This window comes from Serratia sp. NA_13, from assembly GCF_052691735.1.
The window spans coordinates 48,490-63,424 of record NZ_JBQZFV010000002.1 but is presented as its reverse complement, the minus strand read 5'-3'; the positions used below and the strand labels follow the sequence as shown (position 1 = coordinate 63,424).

The 14,935-nt window shown below is 55.9% G+C and carries 14 protein-coding genes; 6 read left to right on the top strand and 8 right to left on the bottom strand.

Features of this window, described 5'->3' with window-relative positions; translation table 11 throughout:
- Complete coding sequence (locus ACUTSU_RS03780) at positions 1-1,350, bottom strand: Na(+)-translocating NADH-quinone reductase subunit A (protein WP_445649621.1); 1,350 nt, start codon at positions 1,348-1,350, stop codon at positions 1-3.
- Between the two features lie 484 nt (positions 1,351-1,834).
- Here ACUTSU_RS03780 and dpaA point away from each other — a divergent pair, with 484 nt between their 5' ends.
- Positions 1,835-2,605 carry a peptidoglycan meso-diaminopimelic acid protein amidase gene (gene dpaA, locus ACUTSU_RS03775; RefSeq protein ID WP_445649620.1) on the top strand — a complete coding sequence of 257 codons (771 nt, stop codon included), beginning with the start codon at positions 1,835-1,837 and terminating at the stop codon, positions 2,603-2,605.
- On the opposite strand, the gene ACUTSU_RS03770 is transcribed toward dpaA, so the two are convergent.
- Together ACUTSU_RS03770 and lpcA are read right to left on the bottom strand one after the other, a co-directional pair.
- Positions 2,537-3,343, bottom strand: coding sequence for a class II glutamine amidotransferase (locus tag ACUTSU_RS03770; RefSeq protein ID WP_445649619.1), 807 nt, complete (start codon positions 3,341-3,343; stop codon positions 2,537-2,539). The two genes, dpaA and ACUTSU_RS03770, sit on opposite strands and share 69 nt — an antisense overlap.
- 66 nt (positions 3,344-3,409) lie before the next feature.
- On the bottom strand, positions 3,410-3,991 hold the full coding sequence (lpcA, locus tag ACUTSU_RS03765; protein WP_004949058.1) for a D-sedoheptulose 7-phosphate isomerase: 582 nt from the start codon (positions 3,989-3,991) through the stop codon (positions 3,410-3,412).
- A 245-nt stretch (positions 3,992-4,236) separates the two neighbouring features.
- On the opposite strand from lpcA, the gene fadE reads away from it, so the two are divergent.
- Complete coding sequence (gene fadE / locus ACUTSU_RS03760) at positions 4,237-6,693, top strand: acyl-CoA dehydrogenase FadE (protein ID WP_445649618.1); 2,457 nt, start codon at positions 4,237-4,239, stop codon at positions 6,691-6,693.
- Positions 6,694-6,976: 283 nt separating this feature from the next.
- On the top strand, positions 6,977-7,129 hold the full coding sequence (locus ACUTSU_RS03755) for a Hok/Gef family protein (protein WP_012005392.1): 153 nt from the start codon (positions 6,977-6,979) through the stop codon (positions 7,127-7,129).
- 85 nt (positions 7,130-7,214) lie between these two features.
- Here the strand turns inward: ACUTSU_RS03755 and mtnK are convergent, their stop codons facing one another.
- Positions 7,215-8,414 carry an S-methyl-5-thioribose kinase gene (gene mtnK / locus ACUTSU_RS03750; RefSeq protein ID WP_445653786.1) on the bottom strand — a complete coding sequence of 400 codons (1,200 nt, stop codon included), beginning with the start codon at positions 8,412-8,414 and terminating at the stop codon, positions 7,215-7,217.
- A 143-nt stretch (positions 8,415-8,557) separates the two neighbouring features.
- Here mtnK and mtnA point away from each other — a divergent pair, with 143 nt between their 5' ends.
- Positions 8,558-9,586 carry an S-methyl-5-thioribose-1-phosphate isomerase gene (mtnA, locus tag ACUTSU_RS03745; RefSeq protein WP_445653785.1) on the top strand — a complete coding sequence of 343 codons (1,029 nt, stop codon included), beginning with the start codon at positions 8,558-8,560 and terminating at the stop codon, positions 9,584-9,586.
- A 17-nt stretch (positions 9,587-9,603) separates the two neighbouring features.
- Here the strand turns inward: mtnA and ACUTSU_RS03740 are convergent, their stop codons facing one another.
- From ACUTSU_RS03740 to ACUTSU_RS03730, 3 genes are read right to left on the bottom strand one after another with little or no spacing between them, the layout of a single operon-like run.
- Positions 9,604-10,146 carry a 1,2-dihydroxy-3-keto-5-methylthiopentene dioxygenase gene (locus tag ACUTSU_RS03740; RefSeq protein ID WP_445653784.1) on the bottom strand — a complete coding sequence of 181 codons (543 nt, stop codon included), beginning with the start codon at positions 10,144-10,146 and terminating at the stop codon, positions 9,604-9,606.
- Entirely contained in the window at positions 10,143-10,832 is a 690-nt protein-coding gene (gene mtnC / locus ACUTSU_RS03735; protein WP_445653783.1) for an acireductone synthase, read from the bottom strand. The genes ACUTSU_RS03740 and mtnC overlap by 4 nt, the downstream gene beginning before the upstream one ends.
- A complete protein-coding gene (locus ACUTSU_RS03730; protein ID WP_445653926.1) occupies positions 10,829-11,443 on the bottom strand; it encodes a methylthioribulose 1-phosphate dehydratase in 615 nt (204 codons plus the stop codon). The genes mtnC and ACUTSU_RS03730 overlap by 4 nt, the downstream gene beginning before the upstream one ends.
- A gap of 160 nt (positions 11,444-11,603) precedes the next feature.
- Here ACUTSU_RS03730 and ACUTSU_RS03725 point away from each other — a divergent pair, with 160 nt between their 5' ends.
- A complete protein-coding gene (locus tag ACUTSU_RS03725; protein ID WP_445653782.1) occupies positions 11,604-12,764 on the top strand; it encodes a pyridoxal phosphate-dependent aminotransferase in 1,161 nt (386 codons plus the stop codon).
- The gene (locus ACUTSU_RS03720; RefSeq protein ID WP_445649612.1) at positions 12,752-13,525 is read left to right on the top strand and encodes an amidohydrolase; all 774 of its coding nucleotides are present in this window, start codon (positions 12,752-12,754) and stop codon (positions 13,523-13,525) included. Before ACUTSU_RS03725 ends, ACUTSU_RS03720 begins: the two co-directional genes overlap by 13 nt.
- A 33-nt stretch (positions 13,526-13,558) precedes the next feature.
- Here ACUTSU_RS03720 and ACUTSU_RS03715 read toward each other — a convergent pair whose 3' ends face one another.
- Complete coding sequence (locus tag ACUTSU_RS03715; RefSeq protein WP_445649611.1) at positions 13,559-14,911, bottom strand: nucleobase:cation symporter-2 family protein; 1,353 nt, start codon at positions 14,909-14,911, stop codon at positions 13,559-13,561.
- Positions 14,912-14,935 lie beyond the last annotated feature (24 nt).

Below are 14,935 nucleotides of genomic sequence, written 5' to 3'. Positions count from 1 at the left end.
TTATCCTTCCTGCTCAATCTTGGTCAGCACATCGCGCAGCACCGGAGCGTATTCATACTTGCCGGGGCAAACGAAGGTGCACAGCGCCAGATCTTCCTCATCCAGTTCCAGACAGCCCAACGCCTGTGCGCTATCGCTGTCACCCGCCAGCAGATCGCGCAGCAGCAGGGTCGGCAGGATATCCAGCGGCATCACCCGCTCGTAGTTGCCAATCGGCACCATTGCACGCTCACCGCCGTTGGTGGTGGTCGAGAAGGCAAACAGTTTGTTCTTCAGGAAGTGGCCCAGCGTGGTGCGGGTGATGGTAAATTTATTCGGTGATGGCACGATCCAACCAAATAACTCTTTATCGCGCCCTTCCTGCAGTACGGAAACCAGCGAATGGAAACGGCCGAGGTAAGCGTTCGGCCCGTCAACGTGGGTGCCGCTCAGCACCGAACCGGAAATCACCCGGTTCTCACCGGCTTTCAGACGCCCGGCGGTCAGTTCGTCGATACTGGCGCCCAAGCGGGTGCGCAGCAATACCGGCTGTTCCACCTGCGGCCCGGCCAGTGCCACCACCCGGCGGGTATCGAGCTTGCCGGTGGTAAACAAGGTGCCGATGGCGATCACATCCTGATAGCCGATATGCCAGACGGTTTTTTTCAAACTGACCGGCTCGAGGAAATGAATATGAGTGCCTACCAGGCCTGCTGGATGTGGGCCGGCAAATTCGTTATAGACCACCTGGGCATCGGGCTGTTTGCCCAGGTTCACGCCAGCGGCGTGGCAAACGTGCACCTTGCCGTCGGTCATGCGGGCCAATACCGCCAGCCCGGCGTTGAACGCCGCCAACTGCTCGGCGATGATCACCTGCGGATCGGCAGCCAGAGGCTGGCTGTCCATCGCGGTAACGAAGATGGCACGTGGAGTGGTGCCCGGTGCCGGCGTTTTGCTGAATGGGCGGGTACGCAGCGCAGTCCACAGGCCACTGGCGAGTAATTCGCTTTCGACCTGTTCCCGCGGCAGCATGGCCAGTTCGGCAACCGGATAATGAGCAAACTCAAGTTGTTCATCGCCGCCGTTTTCAACGGCGATGACCACCGACTGCAAGACTCGCCGTTCACCGCGGTTGATCGAAAGAATGCGGCCGCTGGCAGGAGCGGTGAAGAAAACCCCGGGGGTCTTTTTATCTTCGAACAGCACCTGGCCTTTCTTAACGTTCTCGCCTTCCTGCACCAGCATAGACGGGCGCATTCCGACGTAATCTTCCCCAAGCAGGGCGACATGCTGAATGATTGGGCCGTCCTGAATCGCCTGAGCCGGGGCTCCGGCAATTGGCAGATCTAACCCTTTTCTGATTTTAATCATAGGATTTATACGATGTTGGTTAGTTTCACACGTCTTACCGGCCCCAGAGGCTGGTGCTGACGATGCCTGGATGATGAGGCCGCTTCGGTAGCCTCTGGGTTGAGCGCAACGGCATCACGCTCAACGTGAAATATTTCGCACTGACAAAATGGGGTAGTGTACATTCCGTTGATTAACTCCCGCGTCCATTTTTTGCGCGCTAATTCGAGGTGGAATATTAACATTTTCCACAACATTTTTCTGCGTCAGGCAGTGACCTGAGTCAAGCAAACACAATTAAATTTCGGCTGTTTCGCCCCACTAATCGTTAAAATCTGCCTGTCGATTCACTTTTATCGAGGTTAGTAGTTTTTTTATACACAACACATATTGCTAAAAAAGAACACACTGGTAATCTGACGGTGTTTTAAGAGCGTAAAACAATAATCAGTGGCATGTTGGCCAAGTGCATTGAGCCAGCAGATAAATATAAGCAGGAATAATAATGAGCAAAATCGCGTTGTTGTTTGCGATGCTTTTTTCTATGCCGATGATCACGGCCTGCAGCGCCAGCGAGCAGGTTCCCGAGCTTCCGGTAGTTAAGCAGCAATTAGTGGGTTCACCGGTTTATATTCAGATCTTCAAAGAGGAACGCACGCTGGAATTGTATGCCAAAATGGGCAACGAATTCCGTCTAGTGAACTCTTTCCAAATCTGTAATTTTTCCGGCGGCCTCGGCCCGAAACGCCGTGAAGGTGACTTTAAGAGTCCAGAAGGCTTTTATAGCGTCGACGCGCGCCATCTGAAACCCGACAGCAAGTATTATCGTGCCATCAATATCGGCTTCCCGAATGATTACGATAAATCACAGGGTTATTCCGGTGCTTATCTGATGATCCACGGTGAATGTAAATCTATTGGGTGTTATGCAATGACCAACGCCTATATGGATGAGATTTATCGCTACGTCGAAGCCGCGTTTGCTCACGGCCAGAGTCGGATTGATATCAGCATCTATCCGTTCCGCATGACCGACAAGAACCTGAAACGCCACAGCTCCTCCAGCTATATCGCCTTCTGGCGCCAGTTGAAGCCGGGCTATGACTACTTCGTCAAAAACCACCAGCCGCCGATGGTCAGCGTAGCCAATGGCCAGTACGTGTTGGGTCAACCCGTGCTGAGCAGCAGCCAGATGACGCAGTACGCGTCAACCACGGCTCCCGTTGTCAGTACCAATCCCTTCGCTCAGACCAAGCCGCTCACCGAAGTGAAATAGTGCGAATTCACCTGGCGCAATCTTGTGCCAGGTTTCGTTCGCCGTCAGCGGCTGGGTAGCCATTACCGTGACCACATCGTTAGGTGTGGTCTGCTGCTGAAAATCAATCTCTACGTCCTGATCGAGCAGCGTGGCTTTGCCAAACGGCGCGCGACGCGTGATCCAGTACAGGTTGGTCGAGCAATAAGCCATCACGAAGCGCCCATCCGACAGCAACATATTGAATACCCCCTTCTGACGCAGTTGATCCGCCAGCAAAGCGATATACCGGAAAACCGCTGGCCAACGGCTCGGGGTGCGCGGGTATTTCAGGGAAAGTTGATGCAGCAACCAGCAGAAAGCGTATTCGCTGTCAGTCTGCCCAACCGGACGGAAAGTGCCGGTTTCCAACTGACGGTAGCCTTTCAACTGGCCATTGTGCGCGTAGGTCCAGTTACGGCCCCACAATTCACGGGTGAAGGGATGGGTATTTTCCAGCGCCACTTCACCGCGATTGGCCTGGCGGATATGCGAAACCACCGCACAGGATTTGATCGGGTATTCCTGCACCAGACGGGCAATCGGCGAGTCAAAACTCGGCTGGGGATCCTTAAACGTGCGGCAACCGTTCCCTTCGTAGAAGGTAATGCCCCAACCATCTTTATGTGGCCCGGTACGGCCACCGCGCTGAACCAGCCCGGTAAAGCTAAAGCAAATATCGGTCGGTACGTTTGCGCTCATCCCGAGCAGTTCACACATCGATTGCCACTCCTTAACCACTCGCGCTATACATGATTAGCGGGGGCTTAACGCCCCCTAAAGCCATTAAGCCTTAACCATCTCTTTTTCAATCAACTGAATCAAGATGTGGATCGCTTTGATATGAATTTCCTGAATGCGGTCGGCGTAACCGAAGTGCGGTACGCGGATTTCCACATCGGCAGAACCGGCCATTTTGCCGCCGTCTTTGCCGGTCAGAGTAATCACTTTCATCCCTTTGGCGCGCGCCGCTTCGATGGCTTTAATAATGTTGCCGGAATTACCCGAGGTGGAAATGCCGAGCAATACATCGCCTTCACGACCTACCGCTTCCACATAGCGTGAAAACACATACTCGTAACCAAAGTCGTTGCTGACGCAAGACAGGTGGCTAACGTCGGAAATGGCAATCGCCGGATAACCCGGACGGTTTTCACGGTAGCGGCCAGTCAGCTCTTCGGCAAAGTGCATCGCGTCACAGTGGGAACCACCGTTACCGCAAGAGATGACTTTCCCGCCGGCTTTAAAGGAATCAGCCAGCAGCACGGCTGCGCGTTGGATCGCGTCAATATTGGCATCGTCATTGATAAATTTCGCCAGGGTATCGGCCGCTTCGTTCAGTTCACTGCGAATAAGGTCGTGGTACATGAGGAACCTCTTGTTATCGTCAATCTTCCGCCCCGCAGTGTAACGGATCGGGGAAAAACCGAGAAGCATTGTCAGTCAAACAGCAGCCCGGTTGAGGCAGCGATGAGGTTTTTGATGATTGATGCGGTCAGTTTGTGACTTAAGTTGTAATTAAACTGTAAATGCATTGATAAAAATATGGGGTTGTACTAAAACCTATTACATACACACAACAGGTCAGACCTCTTGCCACTTTGGAGCTTCTTATGATGGTTCTTAGTATTGTTGTTTTGCTGGCACTCATTGGTGTGGTGTTTTATCACCGAGTGAACCTCACCCTCAGTAGCCTTATTCTTCTGGCATACACCGCCGCCATGGGTGCTATCGGCCTGTGGAGCTTCTGGGTGCTGCTGCCGCTGGCGATTATCCTGCTGCCGTTGAACGTCACGTCATTACGCCGTTCAATGTTGTCTGCCCCGGCACTACGCGCATTCCGCAAGGTAATGCCGCCAATGTCCACCACCGAAAAGGAAGCGATCGAAGCCGGGACCACCTGGTGGGAAGGCGATCTGTTCCGCGGTACACCGGACTGGAACAAGCTGCATAACTACCCGAAACCGCAGTTGAGCGCCGAAGAACAGGCGTTCATCGACGGCCCGGTGGAAGAAGCCTGCCGCATGGCCAACGACTTCCAAATCACCCACGAGCTGGCCGATTTGCCCCCGGAACTGTGGGCGTACCTGAAAGAACATCGCTTCTTCGCGATGATCATCAAGAAAGAATACGGCGGCCTGGACTTTTCTCCTTATGCTCAGGCGCGCGTGCTGCAAAAACTGTCCGGCGTCTCCGGCATTCTGGCCATCACCGTCGGCGTGCCAAACTCCCTTGGCCCGGGCGAACTTCTGCAGCATTACGGTACTGACGAACAGAAAAACCATTACCTGCCAGGCCTGGCGCGCGGCGACGAGATCCCTTGTTTCGCCCTGACCAGCCCGGAAGCCGGTTCCGATGCCGGAGCCATTCCGGACGTCGGCACCGTCTGCATGGGCGAGTGGCAAGGCGAACAGGTACTGGGCATGCGCCTGACCTGGAACAAACGCTATATCACGCTGGCGCCGGTTGCGACCGTGCTGGGCCTGGCGTTCAAATTGTATGACCCGAATCACCTGCTTGGCGATAACGAATCGCCGGGCATCACCTGTGCGCTGATCCCAACCAGCACGCCGGGTGTTGAAATCGGTAACCGCCACTTCCCGCTGAACGTGCCGTTCCAAAACGGCCCGACTCGCGGCAATGACGTGTTCGTGCCTATTGATTACATCATCGGCGGGCCAAAAATGGCCGGTCAGGGCTGGCGTATGTTGGTTGAGTGTCTGTCGGTGGGTCGTGGCATCACCCTGCCTTCCAACTCGACCGGTAGCGTGAAGTCCATGGCGCTGGGGATTGGGGCATACGCCCATATCCGCCGCCAGTTCAAGCTGTCGATCGGCAAGATGGAAGGTATCGAAGAGCCACTGGCGCGTATCGCCGGTAACACCTATGTGATGGACGCTGCAGCTACGCTTATCACCAGCGGCCTGATGCTGGGCGAGAAACCGGCTGTACTGTCGGCCATCGTGAAATACCACTGTACCCATCGCGGCCAACAGGCAATCATTGATGCAATGGATATCGCCGGCGGTAAAGGCATCATGCTGGGTAAATCCAACTTCCTGGCCCGTGCCTATCAGGGCGCGCCTATCGCCATCACAGTAGAAGGCGCCAATATCCTGACTCGTACCATGATGATCTTCGGTCAGGGAGCTATCCGCTGCCATCCTTACGTGCTGGACGAAATGGCTGCAGCACAGAAGAACGACCTGAACGCCTACGACAAATTGCTGTTCGGCCATCTGGGCCACGTGGGCAGCAACAAGGTGCGCAGTTTCTGGCTGGGCCTGACTAACGGTCGCACCAGCAGCACACCAACCAAAGACGCGACTCGTCGTTACTACCAGCAGTTGAACCGCCTGAGCGCTAACCTGGCGCTGTTGTCAGACGTTTCCATGGGCGTACTGGGTGGTAGCCTCAAGCGCCGTGAGCGTATCTCCGCCCGTCTGGGGGATATTCTCAGCCAAATGTACCTGGCTTCCGCGGCACTGAAACGTTTTGAAGATGAAGGCCGTCAGAAAGAAGATTTGCCGCTGGTACATTGGACCGTACAGGACAGCCTGCATCAGGCCGAACAGGCGCTCGATGACCTGCTGCGCAACTTCCCGAACCGCTTTATCGCCGGAGTGATGCGCCTGGTCGTCTTCCCGTTAGGCCGTGTCCATACCGCACCGTCTGACCGTCTGGATCACCAATTGGCCAAGATCCTCCAACAGCCGTCTGCTACCCGTAGCCGTCTGGGCCGTGGCCAGTATCTGACACCCAGCGAGCATAACCCGGTTGGCCTGCTGGAAGCCGCACTGGCTGACGTAATCGCCGCCGAACCGATTCACGACCGTCTGTGCAAGGCGGCCGGCAAGAACCTGCCATTCACCCGACTGGATCGTCTGGCACAACGTGCGCTGGAAGAAGGCAAGATCAACGCCGATGAGGCGAAGATCCTGGTGAAAGCCGAAGAAAGCCGTCTGCGTTCCATCAACGTGGATGACTTCGAGCCGGATGCGCTGGCAGCCAGTAAGCCGGAAAAGTCGCTCAAGCAGGATAAACGCCTGAAACACACCGAAGCCGCGTAACTGCAATAAACTGACTTACCGAGGGGCGATAATCATCGCCCCTTTTCTATTTCTGCTTAAAATTGCGTAGCGCTCCGCAACCTTATAAGAACGGCTAATTTAACCCTGGGGATTATCGGATAGACTGCCGGTGGGTGCTCTGGATCTTTCTGTCCGGAGTCTTGGTAACGGATAGAAAGAGAAAGGCCCCGAGTCGATATTATCAACCCGAGGCCACTCTGAACGCTTAGCAACGTCAGGTTAGCCTCTTCCCCGCCGCAAGGCAAGGATAAGGAGGTCAAAAATGCAGCAAGAACGGGTCGTTCTGAGGCTGATGATTATCTGCATAACGCTGATAGCGCTGATGTGGATCACCCGCGGTTCGCTATGTGAACTGCGCATCACACTGGGAGACACGGAGGTTGCCGCCATTTTGGCTTACGAAACCGAAGGATAAGGCAACCCAACGGCGGGGTTCGCCCCGCCTGTTGGTTGTTACGACAGATCCATGAGCACCCTTCCTCGCCGTATCCGTCAGGCTGCTAGCCGTTTTGGCGAATACGCGCCAGCAGTGCATCGATATGTTCGATCTGCGGAGCGTTGACGATCAGCGCTCGGCCGAGGCTCAATGCGTGGCGCTGACATTCGGCACGCATTTCGGCGTCACTGATGCTGTCCAGATCGGCCACGTGTGCCAGACCAATAGTACGGCGAATCAGTTCGCTGCCACAGTAACCTACCGTATCCGCCCACACCTGCTGCAGGAATTGTTCGGCATAACCCGGCACCGCCAGTGCCGCTTCGCGGGTCTGTTGGTGGCATAATGCCAGGAAGCGATCGGCGAAAATCAACCACAGTTCGCGCACATCCTGCAGACGTTGCTCACGCCCGGCAGCGGCGTCGCGCGGCCCTAACAGGCCCGGTAGACCGCAGTAGTTCAATAACAAATTACCCAGCGCGGTGCCGACGTCAAAACCGATCGGGCCATAGAAGCCGAACTCGGCGTCGATCGCCTTCAACTTGCCATCTGCAACAAAAACCGAACCGCTATGAATGTCCCCATGCAACAGCGCTTCCGCCTTGCTCAGGAAGCGATGCTTCAGCCCGGCGACCGCCAGTTTCAGCGCTGCATCGTTACGCAGCTCAAGCACCTGCGGTAATAACACTGGTTCGAACTGATTGCGCTCATGGTCGATATAGGGATCGGTAAAGAACAGATCTTCGGTGATCTGGCACATCTCTGGGTTGCTAAAGCGGCTGACCTCCGCTTTTTTCTGCTGGGCCGTTTGATAAAAATCGGAGGTATGAAACAGGGTTTGCGCCAAATATTCTGCCAGTTGCCCAGCTGCCAGCGGGTAATAGTGACCCTTGACCAATTCGCTGCGCCAGATGTGGTGATCAGAAAGATCTTCCTGCACCATCACCGCCAATTCGGCATCGTGATGGAGTACCTTTACCGTATGCCTTGGGCAAAAACCGCCGTGAATCAACAGGGTTTCCGCTTCAATACGCGCCCGATCAAGCGTTAGCGGCCAGGATTCGCCCACGCAACGTACATACGGCAGCGCCTGCTTTACGATCACCCGACTAACGCCGTCATGATCGCGGATCTTGAACACCAGATTCAAATTGCCGTCACCAATCTCGTCAGCGCTTACCAGCACCTGTGGCTCGGCCAACTTCCCATATTGACGGGCATACTCAACGGCATCAGCAGCAGTAAACGTACGATAATGTGACATCCCCAACCCCTTTAATCTTTCTCACTGACCTAGCGATTATAATTTTTAGACGTAAAAGCATTTGGACGTCTATACATCCGGAAGTCATGTTGGCAGAATAGCTTTCCAGATGCAATAACTACGCAACAAGGAATTAACCGCCGATGCAAGCGCTTAACACCACCAGTTTGACCTTGAGTGACAACCGACTTTGGATCCTCGACCAGCAGGCTTTGCCGCAGGAAAAACAGTGGCGCAGCTGCGACAGTGTGGAAGAATTGGTCGATCATATCCTTACCCTGCGTGTACGGGGTGCACCGCTGATCGGCCTGTCCGCCAGTCTGTTATTAGCCCTGCTGGCAGAGCGCGGCTTGCCGCGTAAGGAACTGGAGCAGGCACTAATCACTCTGCGTGCCTCACGGCCGACGGCAGTCAACCTGATGAATAATCTGGATCGCATGAAGCTGGCATTGGCACAGCCACAATGGGTAGCTGCGATGGTGGAAGAAGCGCTGCGGCTGGTGGAAGAAGACCGAAAATTGTGCGATCGCATTGCCGATCACGGTGCCAAGCTGGTGAAACCCGGCAGCCGCCTGCTGACCCACTGCAATACCGGGGGCCTGGCTACCGCCGGTATCGGTACCGCTATCGGCGTAGTGTTGCGTGCTCATCAGCAGGGCAAGGTACAGCAGGTGTGGGTCGATGAAACGCGTCCGCTATTGCAGGGTGGCCGGCTGACCGCGTGGGAGCTGGGTGAACTGGGTATTCCCTACCGGCTGATATGTGATTCCATGGCAGCCAGCCTGATGGCGCAAGGCCAGGTAGATGCCGTATGGGTGGGGGCCGATCGCATCGCTGCCAACGGTGACGTCGCCAACAAGATTGGCACCTATAGCCTGGCGGTACTGGCGCACTATCACCGCATTCCATTCTACGTCGCCGCGCCGCACACTACTCACGATCCACACTGCCCGAACGGGGCAGCCATCCCGATTGAGCAACGGGCCGTAGCTGAAGTAACCGGTGTCACCGGCAGCTTTGGCTCATGCCAGTGGGCCCCCGTCGATGCCCCGGTTTATAACCCGGCGTTTGACGTGACACCGGCGACATTGATTAGCGGTTGGGTCTTCGACAGTGGCGTGATCACGCCACAACAGGTCAATGAAGGGATTTTCCAACGGGCGTTGGGCTAACGCCCGCGTTATAGCGCTCAGTCGAGACGCGGATAGGCATCGGCGATGTTATCGCCGGTGAAATGCGCCACCCAGCCTTCCGGGTTATCGAACACGCGGATGGCAGTGAAATTCGGTGCTGAGCCCATATCGAACCAATGGCGGGTATTGGCCGGCACCGAGATCAGATCGTTCTTCTCACACAGGATCTGGAAGATCTTGCCCTCCAGATGCAGGCAAAATAGCCCGACCCCCTCGACAAAGAAACGCACTTCATCTTCGCCGTGGGTATGCTCGGATAAAAACTTGCTGCGCAACACTTCGCGCTGAGCATTATCCGGACGCATGCTGATCACATCCCAGCTTTGGTAGCCCTTCTCCGCCACCAGCCGGTCGATCTGATGCTGATAGGCGGCGATCACCGCCGCCGGTTCCGGGTTGTCACCCAGTTCACGATCGGCCTGCCAGCGTTCAAAACGCACGCCGATTTGTGCCAGTTGCTGCTGAATAGCTTCGGCATCGCGGCTCTGCCACAGCGGCTGCTGCGGCTCTTTATCGCTGAAAATCGTCAATCCACTCATGAGGCAAACTCCCCTAAATCGATGTGATCAAAACGGTTAACCTGCGGATGCTGGCTTTGGCTATCGGCTTCATCGCGGATCAGTTGGCAGGTATGCCAACCAGCAGCACGCGCGGCGTCCAGCTCTTGATGAATGTCGGAAAGAAATAAAAGTTCATCAGGGGCGATACCAATGTTACCGGCGATATTAAGGTACGAAGCGGTTTCACGTTTGGCACCGACGTGAGTATCGAAATAACCGTTGAACAACGGCTGCAGATCCCCGGCATCGCTGTAGCCGAACAGCAGCTTTTGCGCCTCTACCGAGCCGGAAGAATAGACGTACAGCCTCAGCCCCTGCTGCTGCCAGGCGGCCAACTGCCCGGCCACCTCGGGGTACAAATGCCCGCGAAAATCGCCGTTCTGATAACCACTGCGCCAGATAATACCTTGCAGCGCCTTCAGCGCGGTGGATTTGCGGTCTTCGTCCATAAAGCGGTACAGCGCGGCAATCAGTTGCTCAATATCCGCCTGCGGCTGGTCAAGCTCCTGGCGTAAGGTAGTTAGTGGCGCAGCGACTTCGGCATCTTCAGCGTGAAGACGGAGAAATGTGGCAAGGCGTTCACGTGCGTAGGGGAACAGCACCTGATGAACGAAACGGATATCGCTGGTGGTGCCTTCAATGTCGGTAACGATGGCGCGGATCATTTTGCCTCCAGTAAACGGCGTTGCAGTTCGCACTGGAACAGGAATTCCAGCCCTTCAAGATGACGACGAGCTTCCGCGACCTGACGGCCCCAGCAATACAGACCGTGGCCACGCACCAGAAAGCCGTACTGCAACGGCGTGGCTTCAGCATGGGCGGCCACCCGTGCCGCTAATCGCGGGATGTCCTGATCGTTATCGAAAATCGGGATCACCACGCTGTCCAGATGCGTAGTCTGTCCACCGAGTGATTTTTGCATCTCATAGCCCTGCAATACCAGCCCATCGCCGCGTTCAACCCGCGACAGTACGGTCGCATTCACCGAATGCGTATGCAGCACCGCGCCAATCTGCGGGTACAAACGGTAAATAAGGGTATGCAGACCAGTTTCTGCCGATGGCGTGCGGCCGCTCGGCACATGGTTGCTGGCGGTTTCCACCAGCAGGAAGTCAGTTTCGGTCAGGCTGCCCTTATCCTTGCCGGATTCGGTGACCAGACAATGTTGATCATCGAGACGCAGCGACATATTGCCGCCGGTTGCCGGGCACCAGCCCTTTTCACCAATCCAGTGACAGGCCGACAATAACGCTTTAAGTTGCTGATTTTCATTCATTAACATTTTTTGACCTGTAGGTTATAAGCAAATGATGCCTAGAATGATTTGATTAAGGGTAAGACTTTTTCTTCATTTAGCCATCTAAGCGTCTTGATTGCCAAATACTAACATCGTGTTATATTGACGGCAACATAAGCGCCAGGAGTATTAGCCTACGATGAGCACTTCAGCACTGATTCCCGAAAGTAAACTACCCGCGCTGGGCACCACTATTTTCACCCAGATGAGTGCGCTGGCGGCACAGCATCAGGCAATCAACCTGTCGCAGGGCTTCCCCGATTTCGATGGCCCAGACTACCTGAAAGAACGTCTGGCCTGGCATGTCAGCCAGGGTGCGAACCAATATGCACCGATGACCGGCGTTGCCCCACTGCGCGAAGCCATCGCCGAGAAAACCGCTGCTCTGTACGGCTGGCTACCGGACGCCACTAACGAAGTTACCATCACGGCAGGTGCCACCGAGGCACTGTTCGCCGCCATTAGCGCGCTGGTGCGCTCGGGTGATGAAGTTGTCTGCTTTGATCCCAGCTACGATAGCTATGCACCGGCGGTGACCTTATCCGGCGGCACGCTAAAACGCATTGCGTTGCAGCCCCCGGCGTTCAACGTCGACTGGCAACAGTTTGCTCAAGTGCTGTCACCACGCACCCGGCTGGTGATCCTCAACACACCGCACAATCCTTCTGCTACTGCCTGGCAAGCGGAAGATATGCAGCAGCTGTGGCACGCCATTAGCGATCGCGAAATCTACGTTCTGAGTGATGAAGTATACGAACACATCTGTTTCGCCAGGGGCGGCCACACCAGCGTATTGGCCCACTCGCAACTGCGCCAACGCGCTATTGCGGTGTCCTCTTTTGGCAAGACCTTCCACATGACCGGCTGGAAAGTGGGTTACTGTGTAGCACCGGCAGCGCTGAGCGCGGAAGTTCGCAAGGTGCATCAGTACCTGACCTTCTCGGTCAACACCCCGGCCCAGTTGGCGCTGGCGGATATGCTGCGCAGCGAGCCGGAACACTGGCAGCAGCTATCGGCATTTTATCGTGCCAAGCGCGACCGTTTTGTGCAGGCGCTGTCCAGCAGTCGACTGGAAATTTTGCCCTGCGAGGGGACATACTTCTTACTGGCAGATTACAGCGCCGTCTCCGATTTGGACGACGTGGCGTTCTGTCATTGGTTAACCGAGCACGTAGGCGTGGCGGCGATCCCGCTGTCGGTCTTCTGTGCCGATCCTTTCCCTCATAAATTGATCCGGCTGTGCTTCGCTAAACAGGATGCCACGCTGGATGCAGCTGCGGAGCGGTTATGTCGACTTTAAAAATTACCCTGTTGCAGCAACCCCTGGTTTGGCGTGATGGCGAAGCCAACCTGCGGCATTTTGATGAGCTGTTGGCGCCCTTAAGCGGCCGCGATTTGATTGTACTGCCGGAGATGTTTACCACCGGTTTTGCCATGGATGCCGGGGAAAGCGCACTACCGGAGCAACAGGTCGTCGACTGGCTGCACGGTTGGGCGAGCAAAAGTAACGCTCTGGTCGGCGGCAGCGTGGCACTGAAAACCACCGAAGGCGCGGTTAACCGTTTCCTGCTGGTGGAGCCGAACGGCCGGGTGCATGCCTATGACAAGCGCCACCTGTTCCGCATGGCCGGCGAGCACCTGCACTATCAGGCAGGCAAAAAACGTGAAATTTTCGAATGGCGTGGCTGGCGTATTCTACCGCAAATCTGTTACGACCTGCGCTTTCCGGTGTGGTCACGCTATCAGCAGGATTACGATCTGGCGCTGTACGTCGCCAACTGGCCGGCCCCGCGCAGTAAACACTGGCAAACGCTATTGGCGGCACGCGCTATCGAGAATCAGGTGTATGTGGCCGGTTGTAACCGCGTCGGCGAAGACGGTAACGGCCTGAACTACAGCGGCGACAGCCTGATCCTCAGTCCGCAGGGGGAAACACTGGCCCAGCTCGAACCCGGTGCCGCCGCGCGGCTGGACGCCGAACTGTCGCTGGAAAACCTGCAAAGCTACCGCAGCGCCTTCCCGGCCTGGCGTGATGCCGACAGTTTCCTGCGCCACGATTGATATTCTCGGGCGCGGTTCTCTGCGCCCGTCATTTCAGGAAACCTCCTCTCCCGCCGTATTGTCTTGTGTAACATCAATAGGGTTAAACAGCAGGTTCAGCAACAACGCCACCAAACAAGAAGCGCTGATACCGGAATGCAATAAAGTACGTACCCAGCCTGGGAACTGATCATAAAAACTCGGCATCACTATCGGGATCATGCCAAAGGCAATTGCCGTCGCTACCACCACCAGATTCATATTGTCCTTATAATCCACTTTCGCCAGAGTACGTATGCCACTGGCCGCCACCGAGCCGAACAACACCACACCGGCACCACCCAGGACCGGCAACGGAATACAGGCTACCAGCCGCCCCAGCACCGGCAGAACCCCCAGCAGCACCAAAATTCCCCCACCGGCACTGACCACAAAACGACTCTTCACGCCGGTGATCGCCACCAGCCCGATATTTTGGGCAAACGAGCTTTGCGGGAACGAGTTGAATACCGGTGACAACGCGCTCGACAGCATATCGGCACGCAAACCGTTGGCGATACGGCGTGCGTTCACCGGTGAACCGACAATCTCGCCGACCGCCATCAGTCCAGCGGTAGTTTCCGTCAGCAACACCAGCACTATTAATAGCATGGAGATAATCGCACTCAGTTCGAAGGTCGGCCAACCATAGGCAAATGGCTCGGGGAAGGCCAACCATGGCCCGTTGCCGACGGCGGCAAAGCTCACGTTACCTACCAGAACCGCCGCCACGCAGCCAATCACCATCGCCAGCAATACCGACAGTCGTTTCAGCGCCAGAGAACCCACTTTATTGAGTAACAAAATCACCACCAGCGTGAATGCTGCCAGGCCAATATTCCCGGTCGATCCCCAGTCTGCCGCCTTGGCGTTGCCACCCATGGCCCAACGCACCGCCACCGGCATCAGCGACAGCCCGATCACCGTTACTACGGTGCCGGTCACCACTGGCGGAAAGAAACGGATAATTTGCGAAAAGAATGGCGCGATCAACAGCCCGACCAGCGAAGCAGCAATCACCGCGCCGAACACCGCCGGTAGCCCGCCATCACCGGTGGCAATCGTCACCATGGTCGCAACCCCGGCAAAGGAAACGCCTTGTACCAGCGGCAGTCGCGAACCGAAGCCAGGTATACCAAGGGTTTGCAGCAACGTCGCCAGCCCACTGACAAACAGTGCTGCCGTCACCAACATGCCAATCTGCGGCGCACTTAACCCTGCGGCCGAACCGATGATCAACGGCGGCGCGATAATCCCACCGTACATGGTCAGAATATGCTGTAAACCGTAGGCGAAGGTCTTTGCCAGCGGCAATTTTTCATCTTCCGGGCAGCACGAAACCGCCCCCTTATCCTGAGACAGAGCCATAAGTACCTCGTCAATGCGGGTTAA